A 26,167-nucleotide genomic window follows, 5' to 3' on the forward strand; every position below is an offset into this window, starting at 1 on the left:
AATTAACAGAATATATTTTCGACATTGCCATTCAACAATCCTGCACATAGTCCTATCATTTTTTATATTCTGGGCATTTAATACTTCATTCCCTGTATGTTTCGAACCACTTTTCTATATACTTTCTCCATTCATCCTTACGGAACTTCAATTCCTCATCAGCATCCAACCTTCTTAGACATTCTTCCTTGCTTAAGTTAAAAAAGACAATCTCAGCTCCTAGCTCATCGGCAAGCCGATTACGCTTGTGTCGGTCAGCATAACCTCCAATAATCCAAGCGCTGCCCCACTTGCCTAACCTTACCTTGATGTTATCAATCAATTGGTTGTGCAGACCGATGACGTTGCTGAATAAGTTATCCGGCTTGTCATAGTGTGGAAGCATAGACACAGCAGTATAGAGTCTATCCATATCTACAACCAAGTCACCGCGTGACATATGATGCCGTACATATTCCTCCATGCCAGCTAAAGGAGGACCATAAACAATATAGACACCGCCGCTTTGCTGGTAACCGAAACGTCCATGAATTTGATTGTGGCACTCATGATGGACAACCATGATATTGTCTGGGTTCAGAGATATGTTTACGTCATGGACATTCTCTGGAGTAAGTTCAATGATATGATGTAGTGTAAGCTCGCTTGACCTCGTAACCCGATTTTGACAGTGTTCACATCTTAGCCCGCGTTGGTTGATAACAACCATTCGGAATGTTTGCCATTCTTGGCTGGCATAAAAGGATTGAAGGATTGCGTATTTTGCCATATCACCATTCCTGTGCGGCCATAATTTTATTTTCGCGCTTCAATTTCTCAATACGTACCCGCAATTCTTCTTCAGTTAATTGGCGCGCCTCAATCTTACATTTGAGTTCGATAGCCTTCATTTTTTTGTCCTGGACGCTAGTCAATGCCTGTTCAATAGCTAGGATACGCTCAAGCTTCTGATTGGTCTTTTTTGTTCGCTCAGTTTCTTGCATAAAGCGTTCAATCCGTCTTTCAGTTATCAATTCGCCAGTTTCACTAAACTCCGGAACATCACCAATTCCTTCTATGATCCTCTGAAAAGATTCACTTTTGCTTGATATGCTGGTACTATCCCACCCATTCATAATTTCGGCCCGAAGTTGAAGCATTCTCCGTTCCCTTAACTCAAAAAAGCGGATATGATTGTCAACTTGCTTCAGAGGATCGGTTTCCACGAACATCAACTTTACTTGTTCTTCAGGATCTAATACATCCTCCCATATCGTTGCATACTCCCCATGCTTAAATGCATTCTCATTTCTCTTAGGAGCGCCGCCACCCTTGTTCCCGACAGCATTTTTGTTTCCCGATGGAGCTCCGCACCGTTTCGGTCCTGGATCGGGTCGTTCATCCCAATTGTCTGCATGTTTCCATTTTCGAATTAGCTCTGGAGATACATTCAATTCCCTGGCTATTGACGCCAATTTTCTCGACCGTCCACCTTCACACCAAAGCTTAAAAGCCTTCTCGCGATTTGGGCTACGTTCCCGCGACATTACATCACCTCACCCCCAAATTTTAGTATACATAGTCTATGCATGAGCTCAATTGAGTTTGAAAGAACGGTTTCTACTAGTATTTTCCAAGTGTGACCAATGGAAGTGCGAAGCCAAATCTATTTTTGACCCCAGTCTCTCGTAAATAATGGTCTTTGAGTTCCTTTCAGTACATACGGAAGGTAACTCAAAATCAGGTTGTTTTTTTATGCTTATTATAGAAGGAATTTTCAAGTGGTTTTCCCAGTTCCATATAGCCAATTTTGAAGGGAACTCACAATTCAAACTCATCTAAGGACTCGTCTTTTTTATCCTGATCTTTACCAATATAGAGCAAAGTAATTGATTCCTTGCTGTGATTAAAGATATCCATTAGTAACGCTATATCCTTAGTTTTTTCGTAGTAATGGAAACCAAAAGATTTTCTCATGCTGTGTGCTCCTATCGATTTGAGGCCAAATTTACGAGCTACTTCACTTAAAAGTTTATAAGCAGTGCTCGTGCAAATAGGCTCACCCACAGCGCCTGATAGCTTTTTGCTTCTTCCTGTGAATAGATATTCATGGTCAGGCTTGCCATCGATATAATGGTCAAGAGCAAGTCTTAACTTTTTTCGAATTTTAATTGTATTCACCTTGCCTGTCTTTCCCTCTACAACCTCTATGTGTGTTCCTTTTACACCCCCGACAGTTAAGGAAAGAATATCTGCTATACGAAAGCCGGTATTAATTCCAACCATGAACAAGACGTAATCGCGCTCGTTTCGTTCTTTTAGATATTGTTTAATGGCTTCTATTTTGCGCTGATCACGGATTGGCTGGACAAACTTCATTCGGCTTCACCGCCTTGATGCACGTCTGCTTAGGACAAACCTGCTTATTCCCTTCCCAAGTTCCCCAGATACAACCTTTCTCTTTAATTTAACCCGCCCCCTCACCTTCCAATGTTATGGATGAATGATCCAGCACAAAAAAGGACACCATCATTGGATGCCCTCTGCACGTTCCATCTTGCAAAACAAAAAGCACCACGTTAGGGTGCTCAAAACTTCACAACAGAATATGATTTCACTTTCAAGGTCCAGTCGGACCACCCGGAAATTCTTTCTTTACTTTATAATATATTTCTCCATCTTCTTGAATACCCGCAGGTTCAAGGATGCTCTGAGGATGTGACAATTCACTTAATGCCTTTGAAGCAAGCGTCTTTGCACCACTCAGGGTATGCCAATTTGCAATAAATTTTTCAAGGTCTTGTCGATAAATGAAATCACCAACATTATAGTTATTGTTAATATAATGGAAGACTCTCATCAGATTTTCATGTTCATTTTTTCTTTTTATATCCTTATTATCATTTATTGAAAGACTGTGTTTAACTTGGTCAATATATTTTTCAAGATACTTATTAGATTTCTCTAGAACTGAATTCTGTATATCAATTGGAATATCTATATGTTTTTCCTTAAGACTATCCAGAAGGGAAATATTGTTTGCTTTTAAATAACTATCTAGAGTAGCGATTATTTCTATTTTGTCAGATTTTGAGCTTTCTCTGAAAGATACGAACTCATTTTTAATAAAAGCTAATTCATCTTTTATCAGTCCTAACTCTACTATTTTTTCCTCAATTTTTTCAAGAGTTCTTTGCTGATTATCGCCTTGTTTAGTTGATGCAAGAGTTTGAAAAAAAGCATAGATTATTGCAACTAATGCCAGTAATATTGATGATATGCTGGATACCAGAGATATTTGATTAATTACATCCTGCGAATCTTTAAATTTCCATGTCAGCAATCCCGACACCGCTAATATTAGATCTAGGATGATAAACCAATAAACTAAGTCTTTCCTAGTGATTTTTTCCTTTTTTTCTAATACACTATCCAACCTGCATCCTCCGTTATGACAAAAATTTCTAACTGCTTTAACTATATTATTGTCGTAACACAAATGCAATATCATCGAAAATAATAGCAGTGAAAAGGAATTTTTATTTTATTTCATACGTTCTGCAGCAACTCGATTCCCATTATGCCACGGTACAAAGTATGAAAATAAAACTTTCGAGGTTTCCAACCCCACCTCTTCTCCGCACCATTGACGATCCACGTCTAAGGAGATATCTCCCACAGCACAGCCGAGTCCTACATATGATAAAGGTACAGTAGGTATCACCCGAGCCGCTCGGCCCTTATGATTCTACTGTACCTTGTAGGATTAGACATTTTGTGGACACACCTTGGACATGAATTGGACATTTTTCTCTAAATCAAAAGGAGAGCATCCATTTAAAATAGTAATGGTCCCTTCGAAATATTTAACAATTTTTTAGATCCATAATAAGTTGTGGTTCTCTTAATGATTGAACTATAACACTTTTTAAAATATGATGAATAAATTCAATTACTAATTTGTGATCCACAAGAATATTTAATTCACCTTTAAAATCAGAAAAATCCCCGTGAGCTATATCGCTTCGATATGAATATAACTTAGAGATAATCGTTTCATATTTAACCTCCCCAAAAAATTCTTGAAATTTTATTTTTCTTGATGGTTCAAGACGATTATTCAATAAATTAAGCTTTGTTTTTAATTGATGTAAAATTGATATAGTTTGGCTATGGTGGACCAACAACGCCTCCAATATTGCAAACATACCTACAGTATAAAAGAGTGTTGATTTAGGTATTAGTCTTAATAACCAGTAATCGTTTATTGCTTTATTGATGTATTTGAACAAATGTTTTTCTTTACCAAACCCCTCTAATAGATGATATATTTCACGAATTTCTTGTATATCAGATTCAGTGATTTGCTTGAGTTTGTATCCACCTTTTCGCTCTGCAACAAAAATTTGATATGCATAATTTTGGTATGATTTACCAGAATCTTTATGTTTCTCAAATAATGGGAATAAGTTAATCTTTGACAAAAGTAAAGAGAGAGAGAGGTTAAAATTCGACTGTTCCTCGTCATATTCAACTATCCAATAGTTCCAGTCATTGAATTTTTCAACTTGACGGTAATATGTATGATCTTCATATTGTTCAGGAATAGTTTCATAATTCATTCTGAAAAAGTCACTATCAGCGTTATTTGAGAAGAAACTTTTAATTCCTTCAACCTGTGTTTCAGATGCTTTCTTTAATACATATCCTTCGATTATTTGAAACTCTTGTATGTCATCTTCAAGTCTAATTGTATCTCCTATAAATAGAAAGCCCTTATTTGGTTCCATTTAATAACCTCATTTCTGAATTGTTTGTATTTTAATATTTTCTAGTATTAATCTATTAATACCTTCATTCTTTTATTCACATTATTACTCTAAATATAATAATGTGTTAGCCACTGATTCGGCTCCTTCATCGATCTTCCTATCTATTGTCTTATCACAGCAGTTCCATCCGCTGAATTTAAGAATTGTTGCAGCCCGAGAGTTGCCTTTTATAAAACGATATTCGATGACCAACTTAACATCATTCTGTATGATTTGATCCACAGCACGTTCTATAAGGTTTGTAAATTTAATTGCAGCTACTTGCAATTCTTTATTTCCCTCTGTTTCGGGAGGTGTTTTTTCAAAGAGTTGTACCGTTTTCTTTTTCTTCATATATTGATTCAGATAAGTTTTTGCTCGTTTTACATCTTCTGTCGATGCTTCTGGAAACAAAAAATCCATATCCATCATAGCAAACATTCCCCTCACCCGTTTCTTATGGTATAATTCAGATGAGAACACACATTCCCCAGCACCTCTCGCCAAGTTGCCGCTGGGGAATTTCTTTAATTAAATGATAAATCCAAATTCCTTTATGGTAACCGTCTTTAATTTCATCCTACCTGACTCATTCCTGATATCTGGCCTAGCTATCCGTATAAATGCTCTAGGCAAAACGATTATCTTTTGTCCCTTATATCTAACAACAAAATTACCTGAACCATGTATATCGTAATAAATAAGGCCATAAGAACTATATTGAAGAAGACTCATTTTTCTGGTACCTGAGCACCTAAATGTTCAAGTGCAATTTCAACATGTTCAAGTGCGAGGCTGGCGGCGAAGATATCCTCTGAGTCCCGATTATTTTCGATTAAGTACACCTTCACTGCTCCAGCCTGTTCTTTGGCTTTACATAGAGTCTGAATAAGACCTTCCTTATGGATCTGGTCGTGTTTGTTCATCCTCGCCATCCTCCCAATTTAACTTAAATTTTAGTTCCATATAATTCTATTTATGTTATAATTCCTTAGGTTTATTGAATTGAGGTGATATTCTTGAAAAAAACGTGGAAATGGCTAAAAATTTCTTGGCTATTATTTTATATTCTTGGAGTAACATTTTTTATTGCCTGGATTGGATATATTTCATGGGCTACGATTACAGATAAAAACGCTATAGAAAATAGCCGAGCTGTAAATACATTAAGTATTGTTTTTGGAATAGTTTCTCTTCCCGCTGCACTGATCCAATTAATTTCACTCATTGATCTAAACAGCAAGAAGGAATTTAAGGTAACAACTGTATGTCCCCATTGCCGTCATAAGGTTGATCTCACTTTAAAAGAAACGTGATTGTACAGAAGCAAATGATGGATGACGCCCAAGTAGGGCATTATTCCTTTTTTGTGGCAAGTACTTCAATATTCATTCTGATACATAAGCCCTGTGGCACTTAACCATTTTCACAAACTTACCGAACGTCATACCGTAAGCATCGGCGTGAGAGAGCCAGTATTTATACTTTGCTTCCCCGGCAGATTTTGCTTGGTATAACCGGGAAAGCTCAATACCGAAAAAGTGAGACGGAATAATAACCTCATATGTTTTCATTCCCCTGTACACCGCCTAAACTTAGATTGCTTGTCTCCAATTAGGTCATCTATAGTGACTTGACTTGGTGGTTCTCTTCTTTGTAATCTTCCATAGGTTATTAGTCTTGCACTTCTTTTGAATATCTTTTAGGACTATTATTTTTCAGTTTAGGTGGCAAATGTGAGTGATGGCTTCGATCCAGACTAACGAATTTGTTATAATTTTTTAGGAATGCCAGCTCCACGGTTCCAATCGGGCCATTCCGCTGTTTGGCAATGATAATTTCAATGATGTTCTTTTTCTCGGATTCCTTATCGTAATAATCATCCCGATACAAGAAGGCCACAAGATCGGCATCTTGTTCGATAGCTCCCGACTCCCGTAAATCTGACATCATCGGACGTTTGTCTTGCCGTTGCTCCACGCCTCGGCTGAGCTGGGATAAAGCAATGACGGGCACATTCAATTCTCGGGCTATTTGCTTAAGGATACGGGAAATTTCAGATACTTCTTGCTGTCGGTTCTCACGGCGAATGTTGCCTCCAGATATCAGTTGAATATAATCAATGAGAATCATGTCTACGCCGTGATCTTTTTTTAATCTGCGGCATTTCGCCCGAATTTCTGAAACGTTTAAGGAAGGCGTATCATCGATGAAAATATTAGACTCTGATATTAGGCTAATTGCCATAGCAATCCTTTCCCAATCATCCCCTTCAAGCATTCCGGTTCGCATTCTATTTGCGTCCACATTCGCTTCTGCACAAATCATTCGCTGAACAAGTGAACGTGCTCCCATTTCAAGACTGAATATAGCCACATTCAACTTTGAACGAATGGCAGCGTGTTGCGATACATTCAATGCAAATGCAGTCTTACCTACAGAGGGTCGAGCTGCTACAATAAGCAAATCTGAATTTTGGAATCCAGTGGTTAGCTTATCTAAATCCTGAAATCCAGAAGCAATCCCTGTTACACCATCAGGACGCTTCGCTTCTACAACTATCTCCAGATGTTCATAGAAGTCCAAACACACATCCATGATCATCTTAAAATCAGTACCCTTAGCTGATCGGTCAGCCAGTTTGTTTTGAACAGCTTGAAGGCTTTCAATCATTTCTGTGGTATTGGAATGCTGCTTGGCTTGTTCAAATATCTCCTGGGTTTCTAAAATTGCACTACGCTTCAGGAATTCACCTAAAACCAATCCAGCCCAGTATTCTACGTTCGCCACTGTTGGAGAACTGTTGGAGAGGTTAGATATATATCCGATCCCACCCGCTTTATCCAATTCCCCACCTTCTCGAAGCTTTGCTGTAACTGTGACGAAATCAATCGGATTTCCCGCATTCCGTAGGATCTTCATAGCTCGATATATTCTTGCATTTTTTTTGCTAAACTCTTCACCCTGCAATATGCTCTCGATGTTGTCAAAAACCTCTTGCTGCAAAAAAACTGCTCCGAGAACTGCCTGTTCGGCTTCATGATTCCATGATAGATTTAAGAGTTCTTCTGGCTGCAAGCTGTCTCATCCTTTCCTTGATGTGATCCGGTGGTGTTACAGCAGTTATGGGCCATTCATTCAGTTCCCGAAAATATTCCTCGGTAGTCGCTCTAAGTTCTGTATGCCGCTGGTCCTCTACAAGGGGTCTCGATAACTCCGCGAGAGTCGGGGCCCATTTTTCTACGGTTGCATGGTGGGCCTGAAGATTTGCTAAAGCCGTATCAAAAGGAACATCCTTTAATCCATCCTCATACCAAGCTTGCCGTTTCTCCTTGCTGCTGGAGAAATTATCATAGCGAACCTTGATTTGCTCGAACAGTTCAATCACTTCCGATACCTTCAAGGCGCTTCGCCTCCTCTTTTGCTTGTCGTAGCTCTTCCATTTCAAGTTCATGCTTACTTTTTCGATATGTTACGCGATTCTGCCCCAGGGAGACTGTTCCCGATGGAACGGGGGTAGTTTGGGACATGGCTTTCAAATCAATCTGTAGTTGAAACCATACAGAATCAATTACCTTTCGACAGTAAGAGAATAAATTAATCTCTGCACGTGGGTCCTTTTTTGTTTTACGGTGTCTTGCAAATGCGAGATCTATGGCGAAGTAAATGAATTCTTCCGGTATTGGCTCTTTCGCCAACGAATGGACATGTTCCCAATCATTTGGACTCCCGTGCAACCTACCCTTTCTGTTGTTAAAATGATTTTCAATCCGAACAGCGCGCTTTCCAATTGCATCCTCATCATAAAGTGCTATTTCTTTTACAGGCATGGAAGCCCCAACGGTTGTAAGAACCCCGGCACTGAATTTCAGACGCTCATCATCTTCAAACTCGTCTATTAATCTATCTATCAAGATCTTAAAATCTTTTAATACAGTGTCGGCCAAGTGGTCCATTTTATGGACAGGTTTAGTGTCTACACCGTCTAAGTAGTCCATATTTTGGACAGGTTCACCAGCAGCTTTTGCGAAGTGGTCCATTTCTTGGACAGGTTCACCGACAGCTTTGGTGAGCTGGTCCATTTCTTGGACAGGTTGGATGTCGTTAAAGTGAAAATTCATCTTGTAGTCACCCCTCGACTGTCCCCGAGGTGGTGGCTTGTACTGAATTAAGCCATCCCTTACAAGCTTGTTCCGATACGAATTTATGGTTTCCCGACTCTTAATTCCGGTTTGAACTGTGATCTCAGTATTTGTCATCGTATAACTTTCTTTCCAGCCAAGTTTTGCAGACTTTCTCCACAAGGCTATCAAAAGAGCAATGCCTTCAGGACCGTACACTTCAGGACCACCAATGTTCTCAAACTGGTTCAAGAGGCCGTGAAGTGTAGGTTCTCTTGGTTGATCGGACATTCACGCCTCCCTCTCCTAAAGGTTCTCCCTTAAGTTGAAATGATTCGCTGCTTTCCTGAAACACGATGTACCACATGTATTTGTCTAGATGTGGATTTGGTAACAAGCCAATTATCGGTGTTCAATTTTGCACCTTGCATGGTTATTTTCTGCTTGCGTGTCGGACGTTTCCCATTTTTCATTTTTTGTACCTTCCCCTTCCTATACGATCATCACGCAAATAGATTGTCCTTGTAACATAATCGATCTTGACCACGGCCCATTCGGGATATCCCAAGGCAAAATAAGCCTTTACACGTCTATCAAACTCTTCCAGATCTGATCCGGATAGTTCCCACACTTCAGCACTTATTGTTGATTTCAACAATGGCTTTCCGTTTAAAATTCCTAAGCGATTGGGAATTTCGGAATTTGCTCCAAGTGGATTCACAACAGCACTCGTCTCATTCGAAGATCCATGGCTGTATGAAACATGGCTATCAAATTAGCATCCCATACAGCCAAACCTTTCATGAGATTGAATCTATTATTGCTGGAGTTATACAAATTTTGGGCCATACGAACAAGCAGCAAGTAACCGGAAGAAAGTTCAACTCTCTTGTTCCCCCTTAAAGAAATAAAATCGAAAGGGTACTCGCATTTGTTCCAATCCACTTTTGAGTAAATTTCAGGGCAGGCTAAAATATAGCAGGCTGCTGTGTACTCACTGCTATCTATGGAGCCGAATTTCGCAAGCAACCAACGAAAGTTAGTTAGGTGTTTTTCATTTGTGTAAAAGATATTAGGCATTTATTGACTCCCCCTTGTTTACTGGTTCCCAAGCGGGTATAATCGGGGTAATAATATTTTCCATGTGTAGGATTGGATGACCGCTGTTACGAGCAGTGGTCATCTTTTGTTTGTCTAAACAATGCGCTCCCGCTATTTCATTGTCGATTTCTTCAATCTGACCAAATAACCACCATGACCACGTACCATCATCAATCAGATGACGCTTTAGAATCCGATAGATAGTGACCAACTCCTTCCTTCTTTCTCGCGCAGATTTATAATCATACGCCATACCACATCCCCCTTTCAGAATAGTCGTATTGGTATTTCATGAGTCTCTGAGAATGCAATATCCAATAAAATTTCGCCGCCGTCCGGAAGCTTGTCCAGCCTAGCAGCAGCGCGTTTCTTCCTTTATTGTGCGGAACGTCAACTTTCTCCAGCATCCACACATCCTATGAGAAAATATCTGTGAATCGTTTATCTAAAAATTCAGCCATCTTGGAAGCTTGGAAAGACCAATTTTGCCCTTTAGCCTTTGGGTAAAAAACGAATCCGCCGTGTGCGACATCCAGAACTTTTTTAAACCTTGGCTGATACAGGATGTTCTCTTTAATCCAAACCTGACCTTTACTCACTCGGCGTTCCAGATCTTGCATAGACCAGTAAACTCCGGATAATTCCTGCCTTTTCAAATCCTCAAGCTCAACCCGGCCGATCAGCACTGAGTCAGCCGGGATCGGAATGGATAGTTTTACGGTCAGTTGTTGCATGTTAGTCATTTTCGATCACCTCAGTTTTCTAAGATCTTATCCACTCAACTTTAGGTCAGTTAGTAGATTCATGCTGCCCGGAATACTTACGTTTTACGTAAGTGTTTCCCAAAAAAAATGCGTCCTGCTTTCTCTGGCGATATCATTAGTGCCGATACTAATTTATCCATTGCATCTGCGGACGGTTGAACATCTCCGTTGAGGATCTGTGACAGTGTATTACGGTTAATACCTGTCTTGCCTGATAGTTGAATGATTGTGTCTATTTCGTTTTCAACCATCGTTTTTTTTAACGCTATCGTGTCAGTTTTATGGATACGCATCATGCTAGTCCCTCCTTTCTTACGTATTGCGTAAGTAAATATTAACACCCCCTCCGCCTGCCAGTCAATACCTTCTGCGTAAGTTTTTTTGAATAATGCACATTATTTATTGCACATTGCGTAAGTCAATGTTATTATAGTTTCAGAAATTAGAAGCGGAGGCAGGGCAATGGCTAAAGTAAATGATCGAATCAAGAGTCGCCGGTTAGCAATGAATTTAACTCTATTAGATGTTGCAGACTTTCTCGGGGTTAAAGAAGCAACCGCACAACGATATGAAAGTGGAGACATAAAAAACATTAAGCATGAAACTATCGTAAGTTTGGCTGAGCTTTTTAAATGTTCTCCTGCTTATCTTATGGGATGGGAAGATGAAGTTAAAAACACCTCTACTCTCACCCCAAAAGAAGAACGCGACATAGCCAAGGATCTAGAACAGATCATGTCTGATTTGGAAAGCGAAAGCGCACTTGCATTTCACGGTGAAGTGATGGATGAAGAAGATCGGGAGTTGCTTCGCCGATCACTAGAAAACTCACTGATTATTGCAAGGCAAATGGCAAAAAAGAAATTTACACCCAAGAAATATCAAAAATAACAAATGGAGAGATGTGGATGGCCATGATCAAAAACATGGTGAAGCAGCTAGTCAGTCTCCACGGAACTAATGAACCTCAAAGAATCGCTTCCCTAATGCAGATTATAGTCTTTTATGAAGAATTCAAAAACGTATGGGGTTATTTTAACACCAGCAGGCGCATTATGATGATCCACGTTAACCGAAACTTAGATGAAACGCTTCAACGCTTTGTCATTGCCCACGAACTCGGGCATCGCGTCCTTCATCCGAAAGTGAATGTCCCTTTTTTAAAATCGAATACCTTACAATCCATCGATCGCATAGAGCGAGAAGCTAACCAATTTGCAGTTGAGCTTTTGATCCCAGATAATTTGCTCCTTGAAGGAATAAGCATCTATGAGGCCGCTTCTATCTGCGGAGTGCCTGAAGAAATTGCGGACCTAAAAAGTAGATCCGCCTTAAAACACAACTCCTTGTCCGATGAGCATTCTTATTTAAATTTATAATTCTAATATATTCAAGCTTCTAACTTTGCGCTTCCCAGCCGCAAGGCTGTTTACCATAGACTTCTAACCAAACAAATGTTCGAAAGGAGAATGGCAATGGCGTCAATTCAAAAAGAAGGTAACACCTGGTACTTTACGGTCAGCCGCATGGTCAATGGCAAGCATGTCAGTAGCAGGAAAGGGGGGTTCTCAACAAAATTGAAAGCAGCTAATGCTGCAGTCGAAGCGGAAAATAAAATAGATAAGGAGAGTTGAAATGGCATCATATCAGAAACGAGGCAAGACCTGGCAGTATACAATAAGTCGTATTATCAATGGAAAGCCTGAACCTATCAGAAAAGGCGGATTTACCACCAAGACAGAAGCAAAGGCAGCCGCGGCCGATGTTGAGAGTAATCTGAACAAAGGTATCGTTCCGCATCTTAAACCGGAACCGTTCGACAAATACTTTGCAAATTGGGTATCGGTTTATAAAAAGGGAGTTGGCAAAAATACGCTTGCACGATATTTGACCACACAACAAACAATTGATGAGCATTTTGCTGGCGTAGCCATTCAAAGCATTACCAAACGATCTTATCAAGAATTCTTGAATAAGTATGCAAACAGTCACGCCAAGGACACGACCCGCAAGCTCAACACTCACATTAGGGCTTGCGTAAGAGACGCTATTGACGAAGGCGTCATTCATATGGACTTTACCCGCAGCGCCATATTATCGGGCTCCGTGCCCCCTAAGAGACCGGAAGAAAAACACTTGAACTACTTTGAGAGCAAGCGTATGATACGAGCTCTGGACCAGCCGACAGAGCTATCGCATTACCTCATCCTGCTAGGCCTTACATCAGGCATGCGCTTCGGCGAGATGGTCGGTCTGACCCGCGCAGATTTCAATTTTGAAAATAATGAAATCAGTGTAAATAAAACGTGGGGTTACACCAATAAAATGCATGAAGGACATGGTCCGACAAAAAATGATAAATCTGTCCGGAAAATAAAAATGGACACTAAGACCATGAACGTATTCAAGGCTTGGTTTAATACCGCCCTCGATAATATTCATAAGCTCGTCTTTTACAGCTCCGCATCAAAATACAAAGTACTCAGCAACGGCGGCGCGAATAAGACGCTGGAAAACCTGCTGAAAAAACTTAATATCAGCCCGATCTCCATACACGGCTTACGGCATACACATGCGAGCATTTTGTTGTATAAGAAGGTATCCATTTACTATGTATCGGAGCGCCTAGGACACGGCGATATCGAAACAACCATGAGCCATTACGCTCACATTGTTAAAGAGCTCAGGGAGCAAGATGAGAACAGTACGGTAGCGATTTTCGGGGAGATGGCGGTGTAAAATATGTGTAAAAAATATTTATTTTATATGCTATTCTATACTATTCTCAAACAACGAAAAAACCGCCAAAACCCTTATATATCAAGGCTTTCAGCGGTTTATAATTCATCGTATGATATCTTGAATACGTCCCAGGAGGGATTCGAACCCCCGACCGACGCCTTAGAAGGGCGTTGCTCTATCCAGCTGAGCTACTGAAACATAAAATGGAGCGGGTAAGGGGAATCGAACCCCTGCTACCAGCTTGGAAGGCTGGAGTTCTACCATTGAACTACACCCGCTTGCATATTAAAACTTAAAAATGGTCGGGATGACACGATTTGAACATGCGACCCCCTGGTCCCAAACCAGGTGCTCTACCAAGCTGAGCTACATCCCGAAGTAATATGGTGCCGATAGAGGGACTTGAACCCCCACGGTTTCCCTCACGATTTTGAGTCGCGCGCGTCTGCCAATTCCGCCATACCGGCTTATGCTATTGGAGCGGAAGACGGGAATCGAACCCGCGACCCTCGCCTTGGCAAGGCGATGCTCTACCGCTGAGCCACTTCCGCATAACAATAAGTCTCTCAAAGACACATGTAATACTTTAACACAATTCCATCAACAAAGCAACATATAAATTTAATAATTGGAGCGGAAGACGGGAATCGAACCCGCGACCCTCGCCTTGGCAAGGCGATGCTCTACCGCTGAGCCACTTCCGCAAACAAGAACTCGCGTAGAGGGATTTCCACCCTCACGGTCAATCGCTAGATCCAATGACTAATATGGAGCTAGTAATTTCCGTTCTGCTAAATTAGCGACAAGTAGTAATATATCAGGATTCTTAACGAAATGCAAATGTTTTTCAAAGAAATTTTCCAAGCTTGTATCCACAGGTCGTTATTCAGCTCCATGGCGGGTCGAGAACGCTCAGCCTTTTAATTATGATGTGGAATAAAACAAGCCTCCATTAGTCAATAATAAATTAAAAGAGCAGATCAAATGAAATTATTTTTCTACCCTTTTAATTGTTTCGCTCAAACCACTCTTTCAATTTACCCTATCTGCCTTCTCTTCAAGCTATTGAAAAGCTTTCTCCCCCTTCCCAGCTGGGCCGATCAAATTCAGTTGCCCATTTCCGCTCACCGGCTCTTTCGTCCCGTCCAACACAGGATCAACATAGCGTACAAACCAGCTTTCAAGACAGGCTTTCATTTCGCTAATTTTCTCTGCTTGCGTCTTACAATCAATTAGATTATTAATTTCCTCCGGATCGTGAAGTAAATCATACAGTTCATGCGGGCCGTCCAGATATCGATGCACGTACTTCCACTCTTTAGTGCGAATCATTCTGACAGGACCATACTCATCAAAAACAACAATTGGATTTTCATTGGCACTCTGTTCACCCAAGAGCAGCGGCACAAAGCTTCTGCCTGGTAATATATCGGCATGCTCCGGCTTTTCCAAACCAACATACTCTAACAATGTCGGCATGAAGTCGTAACCACTAATCAACTCATCACAGACGATCCCCTGTGGTATGCGTCCGGGCTGACTGAATAAAGCCGGTACTTTCACCGAGCTATCGTACATATTTTGCGGGAACGTGCCGTTCCCCTTCCCCCAGAACCCATGATGACCGCAGCTAAACCCGTTATCGCTCATAAAGCATATCAAAGTCTTTTCACGCACTTCCATATTATCCAGCTTGTCGAGGATCCGTCCGATATTTTGATCCATAGCCGTCACTGCGGCAAAATAGCCTTGCAGGTTTTGCTTTGTATCATCCCCCCACGGTGTTGTTTTAATCGCCCACGGATGCGGCTGTTCTTGGGGACAGCTTGTAAAAGGGCAATCCTCATATGAATCGACTATATCCTTCGGGTGATTATTCACCCATGGACTGTGGGGCGCTGTGTAGTGAACACTCAGATAAAACGGCTGGGAGTCGTCCACCTTATCAAGAAAACGAAGCGCACCATCCGTGATTGCATCCGTAACATACCCTTCCTCATGATGCAGTTGTCCATTGCTAATCATTGGAGCGTTATAGTAGGGCCCTCCGCCGCTTTGATGAACATACCAATACGAGAACCCTTTCTGAGCCTGAAAGCTATTGCCAAGATGCCATTTGCCACTTATCCCGCAATGATAACCATTAGCCTTCAGAATATCGGTGTAACCAATTTGTCCCTGTAAATACTCCGGAGATTCAGCTCCTGCCGGATCTTCGCAAATCCAATCATGAACTCCATGCTGGGAAGGTATTCGTCCTGTCAACAAAGAAGCTCGTGCCGGTGAGCAAACCGGAGAGGTGCAAAAGAAGCTTGAAAACCTCATTCCCTCCGAAGCAATCCGATCCAAATTCGGAGTTTGAATCTCTGAATTACCGGCACATCCCATCGCCCAAGCTCCCTGATCGTCGGATAGAATAAAAACAATATTGGGCCGTTTCTGTGTCATTCCTTTCATTAGACGGTCCTCAATGGCATTTCACTGCGCCTATGGCGATGTTGATAAAGCCATCCTTCTACCCACTGGGCTATCATTACCTTGTCAGGATTCATACCAATACCCTTTCATTCCCCGTTCCAGTCTAAGAAGCGCCTCCAAATAGTAATAATCTCCCCAAATCATGAAGTCATCCGGTGCATTTCCGCCTCTTACGCTATAGGAACCATGCTGGAGTAATCCTTCGGAATCCCTATTTCCTATAGTCGCATACTTCGTCATAAGCGATGTTATGGACCGTTCCAATCCTTGCTGCAATTCATCGCGATCTATATCATCGGAAGGCAGCAGCTCTATAAGCTCCAATAAGCCGGCACAGATGATGGCCGAAGCAGAACTGTCACGATAGGGCACGGGATCACTCGGCACATCGATATCCCAGAGTGCAACCTGATCCTCTGGCAGATGCCGCAGGAAGTACTTTGCCATCCTTTTAGACGTTTCCAAATACAATGGGTCACGCGTATATCTGTAAGACAGTGCAAACCCATATACTCCCCACGCCTGCCCTCTTGTCCACGTTGATCCATTGCGATAACCTTGCGCGGTTGAGCCTCCGAGAGGTTCCCCGCTTTCTTGGTCAAAATGAAAGGTATGATAACTCGAATCATCTCCCCTAACCAAATATCGCCTACTCTTCTCCGCATGAATCACAGCTGCTTTCGCATAACTATCATCACCTGTCGTTTGTGAAGCCCAAAAAAGGAGAGGAAGGTTCATCAAACAATCTATGATGATTCTGCCTCCCTGCTCCTTATCGCCTAGAGGTCCCCATGCTTGGATAAACTGTCCCTTGACCCTCCAACGGGTCATCAGCTTATCCGCCGCCTTCAATGTAAGCTCCTTGGCCGCCTCATCCTTTTCGATGATCCATTGAGCTTTGGACGAAAGCGAATATAAAAAACCAATATCGTGATGATCAATAGAATCATTTGTTCGGAGTCTGTTGCTAAAGCTCTCCACCTTTTTAACTGCAGCATCGCGGAATAACGGATCCTTCGTATACTCGTAAGCGAGCCAGAGCATCCCCGGCCAAAATCCTGAGGTCCATTCCTGATTCGCATTTAAAAGCCCACTGTATCTTCCTTGCTGCCCCACATGAGGATAAGCATCTCCGAACTTAGCAATGTTATTTCTTATTTTATCTATCGCATCTTCAATAGCTGTTTTCCACATCATCGTCTGACACCTTCTTTTCGTTAGTATAGTTCGAATCGGTCGCCTGTTTTTAACAGCCAAGCTTGAAGCTCCCGCTCCAGCTCAGCTGTCACCTCGTGGCTCGACGCCTCTGTAACGATTAATGGATCAAGCTGGTAAGGGTCTTTTTTCAGATCATAAAGAAACCGTTGCGTCTTCTCGCCAGGCTCATAACCTCTATGAATGACATACGTGTATTGGTGTGTACGAACTGCTCTCCAACCATATTTCCTGTTATCCAGCCCTTGCTTGGCAAACTGCTCAATAACCTCCTTACGACCGGGAAAGGCACAGAGAAAAGCCGAACTCACATCCGTTTGTTCATCCTGTCCGATAATCACATTAGAAAAATCTCTTCCCTCTACGAAGCTAGGGATCGGGATTTCCGCCAGTCCCAGCAAGGTAGGCATAATGTCCACACTGTTAAAAAGCAGAGATGTACTTCCCTCCTTGACCTGACCGGGCCAGCGCATCAAACATGGAATGCCTACGGATTCCTCATGCCAGGAATGCTTCGCCATCAAACCATGAGAACCCATCAGCTCCCCGTGATCAGATGACAGCACAATAAGCGTATTGCCTTCAATCCCAAGATCACGGACCGCATCCAGGATTCTTCCGAACTGCTGATCCAATCCGGTTATCGCAGCAAAATAATCGCGCGTATATCGCTCCAGATTTTCCATTCCTCTATCGAACGGTTCTCCGGTATGAGCCATAAGGGATTCTGCTTGTACGTTAGGCCGCAGCTTCAAAGGACGATTCGCATATACAGCTTTATATGTTTGCGGAACTAATTCAAACGGACTGTGGGGTGGATTCCATGAAACAAACAAGGCGAAGGGATTCTCATTGTCACAGTGCTTCTGAATGTATTCCAATGCCACATCCGTCTCGTGTTCAAGGGACCATTGTTTCACCGAAATCATATTCGCGTTGTCCTTCCAATAATGCGGCTCCAAATGATTATCATATGCGCCATAGGAATACCAGAATTCAAAGCCATGCCGCTTCAAGCCAGGCGGTGTGTAAGCATCCCATCCGCGTGCGCCTGACGCAGGCTCCAGACAAACGTTCTCTTCCGGCAAATCCAAATGCCATTTGCCGATATACCCCGTATCATACCCTGCCTGCTTCAGCACATCGCCAATGCAGACTTCTTCCGGACGCAGCATCACATCAGCGCCAATCTTACAATTGGTGTATACGCCATTGGATTGCGGATATTTGCCTGTTAGCAGAGCAGCCCTATGCGGTGAGCAAAGTGGTGTGCAGCTTAATGCATTTTCGAAAACCAAGCTTTCTCCAGCAAATTGATCGATATTCGGTGTGATTACCGGGTCTTCGTTTCGATAACCAACAGCTTGCTTGCGCCACTGATCGGCAAAAATGTAGATGATATTCGGCTTGCTCATTCCAGATTAGCTCCTTCTCCATAAGTTAATACTGTTATCCCTTTATGGCTCCGGCAGCAATGCCTTCAACAAAGTGGTCTTGGGCAAAAAAGTAGATAAGAATGGTAGGAACGATCGCAGATACGGCTGCAGCCATCAACGGTCCATATTCAGTGGCATGCTCGGATTGGAAATGCTGCATTCCCAATTGCAAAGTAAACAAATGATCGGAATTAATATAAATCAGCGGTCCCAGAAAATCATTCCAGGAGTGCATAAATGTAAAAATCGTCAAGCTGGCGATAGCAGGCCGCATCAAAGGCATAATTACACGTAAATAAATACCAAACTCGCTTAAGCCGTCAATTCTGGCAGCTTCTGAAAGCTCCTCCGGGATCGATATAAAAAATTGACGAAACAAAAAAACACCAAATGGACTGAAAGCACCAAGCAGGATCAATGCCCAGTGCGAGTTCAGCAGACCAAGCTGTTTCATCAGCATAAACTGTGGAATCATCATAACTTGAAAGGGGATCATCATCGTAGCTACATATAAGAAGAATAATTTATCCCGCTCTGGAAACCGTACCTTGGAGAAAGCGTAAGCCGCCAGAGAGCAGGTAATGATCTGAAGTATGGTTGTTGAAACAGCAATTTTAATCGTATTTAGATAATAGGAGAAAAAAGGGAGCTTAAACCAGACCTTCTCATAGTTGCTCCAATAAAACGTGCTCGGAATCCACTGGATCGGAAAGGAAAAAACTTCCGATTCCGACTTAACAGAAGCAGAAAGCATCCATATAAACGGGACAACCATGGATAAAGATACCAGGATAACAACAGCGTACAGCAGTATTTGGCGTATTAAAACCGACAAGCGAAAGGGCTTTGAAACGGAATAGGATGCCGTTGGTTCCACGATAGTACTCATGCTGATTTCCTCCTTGTTGATTGCATTTCTTAATCATTGACCCATTTTTTTTGTCCTTTGAATTGAATCAAGGTAATAACTAAAATGATAGCAAACAATACATATGCCATAGCTGAAGCGTAACCGTACTCGTATCGTTGGAAAGCCGTATAGTAAATATCATAAACAAGCACATGTGTCGAGCGTCCTGGTCCGCCCTTGGTCAGAACGTACACCATATCAAATACTTTAAATGAATTAATTATGCCGATAATGACTGTGAAGAATATAACCGGCGAAAGCATCGGTACCGTTATATTCTTGAATTGAGAAGCCTTCCCGGCTCCATCAAGCGAAGCTGCTTCATACAAATCTTTTGGAATACCCTGCAGTCCAGCCAGATACAACACCATATAATAACCAACGGAATGCCAGATGCTTACAATAATTACAGAGGGAAGTGCCCAGGTGGTAGATGCCAGCCACATAGGCGGGTGCTCCACACCTAAGCTTCGCAGCAGCCCGTTAATAGGTCCCATCGTAGGATTGTAGAGCAGCTGCCATACGACAGCTACAGCTATTGTGGCAGTGATATGGGGCATGAAGATCGCGGTACGGAATAACTTGACGGCTTTAACCCCTTTGTTAAGCACAACAGCCGCCAGAATCGCAAGAAATAGTGTGGCCGGTACAGAGACAACTGTCATAATCAAGCTGTTCAGAAGCGATATCCGGAACGTTTCATCTCCCCATAGTCGGGTATAGTTAGACAGTCCGGCAAATTCAATCTGTCCAAACCCGTTCCAATCAGTAAAGCTCATCAGAAACGAGGCCAGCACCGGGAAGCAGATGAACACCAGAAAGCCAATTATGTTCGGCAGCAAGAAGGTATATCCCACTTTGCGCCCTCGTGTGAGGAAGGTTTTGTTGGTTTTCATCATGGTTCGACTCCTTTTCTTAGCATTCGAACTTCACTTGCCACAAGTGAAGTTCGAATGGGAACGCATATTCCGCTATTTTTTCGATGCTGCCTTAAATTCCTTGCCATACTTGTCAGCCCATTCCTTCTGAATGCGCTCGCCTATTTTTTGAATAGCCTGATCAACCGTTTGCGCTTTGGTCAGCGCCATTTCTCCTTCTTGCTTGTAGATATTGTTGAGCACAATATTTTTTATACCCGGCAGCAGCGGATATTCCGGATACTCCTTTTGTTCCACAAAGAAATGAATGTTCTTCGGTTTCATACTGCCGTCTCCGATATAAGCTTTGCGAATGTCATCATTCGTGTAGCCTGTAAGAAAGCCTTTGGAAGCGAATATCTTCGCGCCTTTTGCTCCTGTCATAAACTGGAGAAGCTTAAACGCTTCTTCCTTATGCTTCGATGCTTTGTTCAGCATTAAGGAAACCGGCGTTGCCAGACTCGTGTTCGCAGGTACTCCAGCCGGATGTGGCGCAGGAACGACGTCCCAATCGAAGCTGATTTTCTTCTCTTCCTCCGCTGTTCTTAGCTGGGCTATATGCCAGTCACCGATCAGATTCATGGCTACATTGCCTTTTTGGAATGCTGAATTGTAATGGGCAGAAGTAGTAATTTGCTCTGCCCAGGACATAATGGAGCCGTCCTTTTCCAAATCCATACGGAACTGCAAAGCTTTTTTAAACGGTGTCAAATCCTTATCAATAATCGAAGCCCCGGTTTGTACCGCTTGGATGTACCAGGTTTGTGCCCATGGGTGTAGGAAAGCACCATATATTTTGCTTGCGCCTTCGCCTTGGGTCATTTTCTTGGCCAGGTCGCGGAAATCATCCCACGTCATATCGGATTTCGGATAGGGCACATTCATTTTATCGAAAAGCGTTTTATTATAGTACAGCATCCAATTCGATTTCCGGTAAGGCAAACCATACATTTTGTCGTTAACCTTGAGGTTATCATACAGCGGTCCGAATCCTGAGACATCGACATTGCCTTTCTTGATGTACTCATCAAGCGGTTCCAATATTCCGGTGTCCAGGAATACGTCCATATTACCGCCTATCAAATCGATCTCTTCCCCACCTGATAGCTGAAGGCGCAGCTTGTCATAATACTGCTGCTGGGGAATCGTATCCAATTGAACTGAGATGTTCGGATTCTCCTTTTTAAATTCATCAAACACCAGCTTGAAGGTGTCAAGATCATCCGGCAGAACAGTCATCTTTAAAGCGACTGGCTTGGCACTCCCGGCAGGAGGCGTTGCGCTGCCTTCCTTAGCCGTCTCTTTGGCTGGGGAGCAGCCGGCGGCAATACCTGCAACTAATGTGCCTGTTAGCGCCAGACTCAAGATTTTTTTCATTTTACAACCACCTTTTGTTTTGTTATGCTTTGAATACGCTTTTATCAGCTGCAGTTTTATTATATTTGGGAAAAGAAATGCCCGATAGTTGAATGTTTTATTCCCCCTAGGTGCGATGCGGACACTTCTGGAACCGGGCGTCATTTCATTAAGAGGTAGCCTATGATCTTCGTGACCCTATTGTTTCTGATCTCCTCTATCTTGTTTACCTATAAAAAGCTGAGTAACTCTTCCACCCGTTTCTTGTATGGTATTATCGTCGGATGGGTGCTTTCATTTATTTCATTCATTCTCTACTTAAGCAAATTCAATTATTATTACAATATCATTCACTCTTTCTTCAACTTCAGCCCTGGGACCTGGAACTATTTAGTGCTAACCCAGTTTAATCCCAACCTCCTGATTCGCATGCTGAACGGCGGAGTCATTATTTTCTACAGCTCAGTGCTTCTTTTTGCCGTTTCCTTCACACTCAATATGAAGCCTAAGCTCCAACGCTGTATGTATGCTGCAGTAGCTATTTTGTTCGTCGTTCAACTGCTTGCTTATGATCCATCACTTAATATTTTTTTATGGGAAATCCAAATGAGCTACAGCCCCATCCTTGCATCTTTGGATTTTGTATTAAAGAATTTAAAATACGCCATGGTGATCTTAGCCTTCGGCTTGCTGTTGCACTATTACATCAACTACCCCAAGATTAAATTCATCAAGAACCTAACGGCATTCCATATTCTTGCTTTGATTCCGGTCGTTATCATTCATTTGCTGCTTTTCTCGTGGGCCCCCAAAATTTTGATCAAAGCTACCTATTTGGATGGATACTACAACTATCTGCAGCCTCCTTTCGACTCCCATCCAATTAGCTTGTATGTGCTTCCTTATGCTTTTTATTTGGCCTTAACCTTCATTATTTTTATTGTTTATAAGTTTAAATCTATCGAATCATACCGTAAAAATCGCGATATTCAGATTAATAAAAGCATTGATACCGCTACCCTTGGGACGAGGGCTTTCACACACGCCCTAAAAAATCACTTGATTGCGATTCAATCCGAGACCGCATATGTGAAGGAACGTCATAGCGGGGATGAAGAAACAGCCTATAGCTTAGAGCTTATTCTGAAGTCCTGCCGTTCGGCCATGACCAGCATTGACCAAGCAGCCGACAAGCTGAAGAACATCGAATTAAATTTACAACCACTTTCGCTTGATCAACCTGTTAAACAAGCCCTATCACTCATTAACTTTAGAGAAAGAAAAGCCGACATACAGGTGAAGCTGGAAGAACCACAATCGCTAGCCTATATGGATCTATATCATATGAGCGAGACTCTGTATAACTTGCTGGAAAATGCAATCGATTCCCTGCCCCTTGTGGAAAATGGCTCCATCACCATTGAAACCTTCCATCATAACGGTTGGGGCTTGATTCAGATCACAGACAATGGGCCAGGTGTTCCCGAGGATCAATTGGATATGATTTTCGATCCTTTTTTCACCACCAAATCCTCTGTAAATAACTGGGGAATTGGACTTTCTTACTGTCATAAGATCGTATCCGGTCACGATGGTAAAATCCAGGTGGAAAGCACGCTCGGCCAAGGCACCAAGTTTACTATTTTTTTACCTTTAATTTAGATACCTGGGGGAATAAATTATTCACCCTATAGCTTGCCAAGTATTTTTTTATTGATAGAAAAAAGGAGGGTCAGCCATGTCAGAACAAAAAATTCGCATTCTAATTGCGGATGATATGGAAGCCCATCGGAGAAGATTAGAACGGGTTATCGCTCAATGCAATCAGATGGAATGTGTAGCCAAAGCTTCTTCCGGATATGAAGCAATCATGCACGCTGCAATCGAGCAGCCGGATATCATTCTAATGGACATCGAAATGGAAAGCTCTTATGCCGGAATTGATGCAGCCAGACAAATCAACGAGAAGCTGCCTCACATCAAAATCATTGTACTTACGGTGCATAAAGACGAAAACTTTATTTTTTCCGCTTTCCAAACTGGAATTATCGATTATATTCTCAAAACCTCTACAAATGAAGAGGTGCTCGAGGCTATTCTTTCCGCCTATCATAACCGATCGCCTATCCGTCCCATGATCGCTGAGAAAATAAGGGGGGAATTTGCCAGAATTAAGCGAACCGAAAGCAGCCTGCTGTTCATCATCCAAATCATCTCCGAGCTGACACCAAGCGAGCTGCAAGTGCTCCGATTGCTTTGTGAGGGTAAATCCAGAAAGCAGATCGCAGAAGAACGCAGCGTTGAATACGAAACCATCAAAAAGCAGATCAACAGCCTGCTGAAAAAGTTTCAGCTATCCAGCATCGCTGAAGTAATTCGCTCCGTTAATGAATTACGTATCTTTGAAGTATTAAAAGAGCTATAGTCTGTTTATTATTAAAGTCCTAAAATAATAAATCTGATTCCACACAAATACCCTGTTCGGCTGTACTTCAAACCAAACAGGGTATTTGCGGTGCAAGCATAGCGGCAACTTTGCTCGTTAATCTTATTTATTATTTAAGCTATTCTGCATGAAATTGACTCAAGCCCTTCTGCTGCTCTTACTAGGACAGCCGCCATCTCCTCTCATGTTAACGGCTGCTCATTGAGAGCAAATAATTGATTTGTATGGTCTGTCATCAATCCAGCTTCTGCCGCTGCTGCGGCTGCTTGAGCGTACCAAGTATCCTGAGGACATCGTCAAAGTATGCTCGACCACTCCCCTTCAAATACAAATTCCGAACAAGCATGGCAGCAATCTGGGCCCTTGGGGTACCCTCCGAAGAAGCAAACCATCGTCTTCCGTCAATCCAAGTCAATATAAAAAAACAACAAAAAAAGCTCCAAGTAGAAATACCTACCTGGAGCTTTTTTGTGATGCGCGTAGAGGGACTTGAACCCCCACGGTCGCCCGCTAGATCCTAAGTCTAGTGCGTCTGCCAATTCCGCCATACGCGCGCGCTATTAGTGGTGAGACATGTAGGATTCGAACCTACGACACCCTGATTAAAAGTCAGGTGCTCTACCAGCTGAGCTAATGTCTCATAATTTTTGGGGTAAAGTACTGGGGATCTAGGATTCGAACCTAGGCATGACGGAGTCAAAGTCCGTTGCCTTACCGCTTGGCTAATCCCCATTAAAAAACAAAAAAAGAGGGCGATCGATGGGACTTGAACCCACGAATGCTGGAGCCACAGACCAGTGCGTTAACCCCTTCGCCACGACCGCCATATTAAGCTATGGAAAAATCAAAAATGGTGCCGTCGAGAGGACTTGAACCCCCAACCTACTGATTACAAGTCAGTTGCTCTACCAGTTGAGCTACAACGGCAGAAAACATTTAAATAAAATGGCGGAGCCGACGGGATTCGAACCCGCGGTCTCCTGCGTGACAGGCAGGCATGTTGGGCCACTACACCACGGCTCCGCGTTATTTCGAAGTAATAAGCTTCGATAAAATTGGTTGCGGGGGCAGGATTTGAACCTGCGGCCTTCGGGTTATGAGCCCGACGAGCTACCGGGCTGCTCCACCCCGCGATAAAAAAATGAATATGGTGGGCGCTGACGGGATCGAACCGCCGACCCTCTGCTTGTAAGGCAGATGCTCTCCCAGCTGAGCTAAGCGCCCATATCATTATAACAATGGTGACCCGTAGGGGACTCGAACCCCTGTTACCTCCGTGAAAGGGAGGTGTCTTAACCACTTGACCAACGGGCCTTACTAAGTATGTAATGGCGGAGAGAGAGGGATTCGAACCCTCGAGACGCTTGTGACGCCTACACGATTTCCAATCGTGCTCCTTCGGCCAGCTCGGACACCTCTCCGTTTAACATTCAGTTCTATCGAACCAGAGCTGTTTTTTCTTTTTTCGCTTGGCAACGTCCTACTCTCCCAAGACCCTGCGGTCTAAGTACCATTGGCGCTGGAGGGCTTAACGGTCGTGTTCGAGATGGGAACGCGTGGTTCCCCTCCGCCATCATCACCAAACGAATGTCAAGGTTTATTCCTTGAAAACTAGATCCGAAACAAGCAGCGTCGAGCAACGCTATATATTTTCACGGTTTCCTCACAATGTATTCGGAGTCAGCTTTAACGCTTCTCTCCACCTTGTGAAGGTATTCTTGGATAAGCCCTCGACCGATTAGTATTCGTCAGCTCCATACCTTGCGGCACTTCCACCCCGAACCTATCAACCTCGTCGTCTTCAAGGGGTCTTACATACTGGGAAATCTCATCTTGAGGGGGGCTTCACGCTTAGATGCTTTCAGCGCTTATCCCTTCCGTACGTAGCTAT

29 protein-coding genes, 16 tRNA genes and 2 rRNA genes are annotated in these 26,167 nt (G+C 42.7%); 7 read left to right on the plus strand and 40 right to left on the minus strand.

The window, feature by feature from the left end; all coding sequences use genetic code 11:
- Positions 1-85: 85 nt before the first annotated feature.
- The 7 genes from NV381_RS31580 to NV381_RS31610 form a co-directional block, all read right to left on the minus strand.
- Positions 86-769, minus strand: coding sequence for an HNH endonuclease (locus NV381_RS31580; protein WP_258217304.1), 684 nt, complete (start codon positions 767-769; stop codon positions 86-88).
- A 1-nt stretch (position 770) separates the two neighbouring features.
- Complete coding sequence (terS, locus tag NV381_RS31585) at positions 771-1,526, minus strand: phage terminase small subunit (protein WP_258217305.1); 756 nt, start codon at positions 1,524-1,526, stop codon at positions 771-773.
- 274 nt (positions 1,527-1,800) lie between these two features.
- Positions 1,801-2,358 (minus strand): tyrosine-type recombinase/integrase, encoded by a 558-nt coding sequence (locus NV381_RS31590; RefSeq protein WP_258217306.1) that lies wholly within the window; start codon positions 2,356-2,358, stop codon positions 1,801-1,803.
- Between the two features lie 241 nt (positions 2,359-2,599).
- Complete coding sequence (locus NV381_RS31595) at positions 2,600-3,415, minus strand: hypothetical protein (protein ID WP_258217307.1); 816 nt, start codon at positions 3,413-3,415, stop codon at positions 2,600-2,602.
- A 430-nt stretch (positions 3,416-3,845) separates the two neighbouring features.
- Positions 3,846-4,769 (minus strand): hypothetical protein, encoded by a 924-nt coding sequence (locus tag NV381_RS31600; protein WP_258217308.1) that lies wholly within the window; start codon positions 4,767-4,769, stop codon positions 3,846-3,848.
- 84 nt (positions 4,770-4,853) lie between these two features.
- Positions 4,854-5,222: a hypothetical protein gene (locus NV381_RS31605; RefSeq protein WP_258217309.1), complete on the minus strand. Its 369-nt coding sequence runs from the start codon at positions 5,220-5,222 to the stop codon at positions 4,854-4,856.
- A 299-nt stretch (positions 5,223-5,521) separates the two neighbouring features.
- Positions 5,522-5,716: a hypothetical protein gene (locus tag NV381_RS31610; RefSeq protein WP_258217310.1), complete on the minus strand. Its 195-nt coding sequence runs from the start codon at positions 5,714-5,716 to the stop codon at positions 5,522-5,524.
- 93 nt (positions 5,717-5,809) lie between these two features.
- Between NV381_RS31610 and NV381_RS31615 the strand changes: the two genes are divergently transcribed.
- Positions 5,810-6,106, plus strand: coding sequence for a hypothetical protein (locus NV381_RS31615; RefSeq protein ID WP_258217311.1), 297 nt, complete (start codon positions 5,810-5,812; stop codon positions 6,104-6,106).
- Between the two features lie 72 nt (positions 6,107-6,178).
- Here the strand turns inward: NV381_RS31615 and NV381_RS31620 are convergent, their stop codons facing one another.
- From NV381_RS31620 to NV381_RS31655, 9 genes are all read right to left on the minus strand, one after another.
- Complete coding sequence (locus NV381_RS31620) at positions 6,179-6,364, minus strand: hypothetical protein (protein WP_258217312.1); 186 nt, start codon at positions 6,362-6,364, stop codon at positions 6,179-6,181.
- 100 nt (positions 6,365-6,464) lie between these two features.
- Positions 6,465-7,868, minus strand: a complete 1,404-nt coding sequence (gene dnaB / locus NV381_RS31625) for a replicative DNA helicase (protein ID WP_258217313.1) — start codon at positions 7,866-7,868, stop codon at positions 6,465-6,467.
- Positions 7,828-8,193, minus strand: a complete 366-nt coding sequence (locus NV381_RS31630) for a hypothetical protein (protein WP_258217314.1) — start codon at positions 8,191-8,193, stop codon at positions 7,828-7,830. The genes dnaB and NV381_RS31630 overlap by 41 nt, the downstream gene beginning before the upstream one ends.
- The gene (locus NV381_RS31635; protein WP_258217315.1) at positions 8,171-9,202 is read right to left on the minus strand and encodes a hypothetical protein; all 1,032 of its coding nucleotides are present in this window, start codon (positions 9,200-9,202) and stop codon (positions 8,171-8,173) included. The genes NV381_RS31630 and NV381_RS31635 overlap by 23 nt, the downstream gene beginning before the upstream one ends.
- A 29-nt stretch (positions 9,203-9,231) precedes the next feature.
- On the minus strand, positions 9,232-9,384 hold the full coding sequence (locus NV381_RS38555; RefSeq protein ID WP_419182320.1) for a DUF6906 family protein: 153 nt from the start codon (positions 9,382-9,384) through the stop codon (positions 9,232-9,234).
- 244 nt (positions 9,385-9,628) lie between these two features.
- Positions 9,629-9,991 (minus strand): DUF2538 family protein, encoded by a 363-nt coding sequence (locus tag NV381_RS31640; RefSeq protein ID WP_258217316.1) that lies wholly within the window; start codon positions 9,989-9,991, stop codon positions 9,629-9,631.
- Positions 9,984-10,265: a hypothetical protein gene (locus tag NV381_RS31645; protein ID WP_258217317.1), complete on the minus strand. Its 282-nt coding sequence runs from the start codon at positions 10,263-10,265 to the stop codon at positions 9,984-9,986. The genes NV381_RS31640 and NV381_RS31645 overlap by 8 nt, the downstream gene beginning before the upstream one ends.
- A 163-nt stretch (positions 10,266-10,428) precedes the next feature.
- Positions 10,429-10,746 (minus strand): DUF771 domain-containing protein, encoded by a 318-nt coding sequence (locus NV381_RS31650; protein ID WP_258217331.1) that lies wholly within the window; start codon positions 10,744-10,746, stop codon positions 10,429-10,431.
- Positions 10,747-10,832: 86 nt separating this feature from the next.
- Positions 10,833-11,072 (minus strand): helix-turn-helix domain-containing protein, encoded by a 240-nt coding sequence (locus tag NV381_RS31655; protein ID WP_258217318.1) that lies wholly within the window; start codon positions 11,070-11,072, stop codon positions 10,833-10,835.
- 166 nt (positions 11,073-11,238) lie between these two features.
- Between NV381_RS31655 and NV381_RS31660 the strand changes: the two genes are divergently transcribed.
- The 4 genes from NV381_RS31660 (at position 11,239) to NV381_RS31675 (ending at position 13,515) form a co-directional block, all read left to right on the plus strand.
- On the plus strand, positions 11,239-11,667 hold the full coding sequence (locus tag NV381_RS31660; protein ID WP_258217319.1) for a helix-turn-helix domain-containing protein: 429 nt from the start codon (positions 11,239-11,241) through the stop codon (positions 11,665-11,667).
- A gap of 17 nt (positions 11,668-11,684) precedes the next feature.
- The gene (locus NV381_RS31665; RefSeq protein ID WP_258217320.1) at positions 11,685-12,155 is read left to right on the plus strand and encodes an ImmA/IrrE family metallo-endopeptidase; all 471 of its coding nucleotides are present in this window, start codon (positions 11,685-11,687) and stop codon (positions 12,153-12,155) included.
- A 96-nt stretch (positions 12,156-12,251) separates the two neighbouring features.
- A complete protein-coding gene (locus NV381_RS31670) occupies positions 12,252-12,410 on the plus strand; it encodes an Arm DNA-binding domain-containing protein (RefSeq protein ID WP_258217321.1) in 159 nt (52 codons plus the stop codon).
- Between the two features lies 1 nt (position 12,411).
- Entirely contained in the window at positions 12,412-13,515 is a 1,104-nt protein-coding gene (locus NV381_RS31675) for a tyrosine-type recombinase/integrase (RefSeq protein ID WP_258217322.1), read from the plus strand.
- A 127-nt stretch (positions 13,516-13,642) separates the two neighbouring features.
- Here the strand turns inward: NV381_RS31675 and NV381_RS31680 are convergent.
- The 12 genes from NV381_RS31680 to NV381_RS31735 form a co-directional block, all read right to left on the minus strand.
- A tRNA-Arg gene (locus NV381_RS31680) sits at positions 13,643-13,716 on the minus strand.
- A gap of 6 nt (positions 13,717-13,722) precedes the next feature.
- Positions 13,723-13,796, minus strand: a tRNA-Gly gene (locus tag NV381_RS31685).
- Positions 13,797-13,817: 21 nt separating this feature from the next.
- Positions 13,818-13,894: transfer RNA gene (locus tag NV381_RS31690), tRNA-Pro, on the minus strand.
- Between the two features lie 8 nt (positions 13,895-13,902).
- Positions 13,903-13,985 (minus strand) — tRNA-Leu (locus NV381_RS31695).
- 9 nt (positions 13,986-13,994) lie between these two features.
- Positions 13,995-14,069, minus strand: a tRNA-Gly gene (locus NV381_RS31700).
- Positions 14,070-14,147: 78 nt separating this feature from the next.
- Positions 14,148-14,222, minus strand: a tRNA-Gly gene (locus NV381_RS31705).
- A gap of 358 nt (positions 14,223-14,580) precedes the next feature.
- Positions 14,581-15,975, minus strand: coding sequence for a sulfatase-like hydrolase/transferase (locus NV381_RS31710; protein ID WP_258217323.1), 1,395 nt, complete (start codon positions 15,973-15,975; stop codon positions 14,581-14,583).
- Between the two features lie 84 nt (positions 15,976-16,059).
- Entirely contained in the window at positions 16,060-17,190 is a 1,131-nt protein-coding gene (locus tag NV381_RS31715) for a glycoside hydrolase family 88 protein (protein ID WP_258217332.1), read from the minus strand.
- Between the two features lie 23 nt (positions 17,191-17,213).
- Positions 17,214-18,626 (minus strand): sulfatase, encoded by a 1,413-nt coding sequence (locus NV381_RS31720; protein ID WP_258217324.1) that lies wholly within the window; start codon positions 18,624-18,626, stop codon positions 17,214-17,216.
- A gap of 34 nt (positions 18,627-18,660) precedes the next feature.
- The gene (locus tag NV381_RS31725; RefSeq protein WP_258217325.1) at positions 18,661-19,536 is read right to left on the minus strand and encodes a carbohydrate ABC transporter permease; all 876 of its coding nucleotides are present in this window, start codon (positions 19,534-19,536) and stop codon (positions 18,661-18,663) included.
- A 29-nt stretch (positions 19,537-19,565) separates the two neighbouring features.
- Positions 19,566-20,456 carry a carbohydrate ABC transporter permease gene (locus NV381_RS31730; RefSeq protein ID WP_258217326.1) on the minus strand — a complete coding sequence of 297 codons (891 nt, stop codon included), beginning with the start codon at positions 20,454-20,456 and terminating at the stop codon, positions 19,566-19,568.
- Between the two features lie 72 nt (positions 20,457-20,528).
- Positions 20,529-21,851, minus strand: a complete 1,323-nt coding sequence (locus NV381_RS31735) for an ABC transporter substrate-binding protein (protein ID WP_258217327.1) — start codon at positions 21,849-21,851, stop codon at positions 20,529-20,531.
- A 162-nt stretch (positions 21,852-22,013) separates the two neighbouring features.
- Between NV381_RS31735 and NV381_RS31740 the strand changes: the two genes are divergently transcribed.
- Together NV381_RS31740 and NV381_RS31745 are read left to right on the plus strand one after the other, a co-directional pair.
- The gene (locus tag NV381_RS31740) at positions 22,014-23,492 is read left to right on the plus strand and encodes a sensor histidine kinase (protein ID WP_258217328.1); all 1,479 of its coding nucleotides are present in this window, start codon (positions 22,014-22,016) and stop codon (positions 23,490-23,492) included.
- 76 nt (positions 23,493-23,568) lie between these two features.
- A complete protein-coding gene (locus NV381_RS31745) occupies positions 23,569-24,255 on the plus strand; it encodes a response regulator transcription factor (RefSeq protein ID WP_258217329.1) in 687 nt (228 codons plus the stop codon).
- A 495-nt stretch (positions 24,256-24,750) separates the two neighbouring features.
- Here NV381_RS31745 and NV381_RS31750 read toward each other — a convergent pair.
- From NV381_RS31750 to NV381_RS31805, 12 genes are all read right to left on the minus strand, one after another.
- Positions 24,751-24,830 (minus strand) — tRNA-Leu (locus tag NV381_RS31750).
- A 10-nt stretch (positions 24,831-24,840) separates the two neighbouring features.
- Positions 24,841-24,916: transfer RNA gene (locus tag NV381_RS31755), tRNA-Lys, on the minus strand.
- A gap of 20 nt (positions 24,917-24,936) precedes the next feature.
- Positions 24,937-25,008: transfer RNA gene (locus NV381_RS31760), tRNA-Gln, on the minus strand.
- A gap of 19 nt (positions 25,009-25,027) precedes the next feature.
- Positions 25,028-25,100 (minus strand) — tRNA-His (locus tag NV381_RS31765).
- 27 nt (positions 25,101-25,127) lie between these two features.
- Positions 25,128-25,203: transfer RNA gene (locus tag NV381_RS31770), tRNA-Thr, on the minus strand.
- 19 nt (positions 25,204-25,222) lie between these two features.
- Positions 25,223-25,299 (minus strand) — tRNA-Asp (locus tag NV381_RS31775).
- Positions 25,300-25,332: 33 nt separating this feature from the next.
- Positions 25,333-25,409: transfer RNA gene (locus NV381_RS31780), tRNA-Met, on the minus strand.
- Positions 25,410-25,424: 15 nt separating this feature from the next.
- Positions 25,425-25,500 (minus strand) — tRNA-Val (locus NV381_RS31785).
- Between the two features lie 15 nt (positions 25,501-25,515).
- Positions 25,516-25,590: transfer RNA gene (locus NV381_RS31790), tRNA-Glu, on the minus strand.
- Between the two features lie 15 nt (positions 25,591-25,605).
- Positions 25,606-25,697 (minus strand) — tRNA-Ser (locus tag NV381_RS31795).
- Between the two features lie 46 nt (positions 25,698-25,743).
- Positions 25,744-25,860 (minus strand): 5S ribosomal RNA (gene rrf / locus NV381_RS31800).
- A 134-nt stretch (positions 25,861-25,994) separates the two neighbouring features.
- Positions 25,995-26,167 (minus strand): 23S ribosomal RNA (locus tag NV381_RS31805); the annotation flags it as partial.

It is taken from the genome of Paenibacillus radicis (ex Xue et al. 2023) (genome assembly GCF_024722015.1).
Taxonomy (GTDB): domain Bacteria; phylum Bacillota; class Bacilli; order Paenibacillales; family NBRC-103111; genus Paenibacillus_S.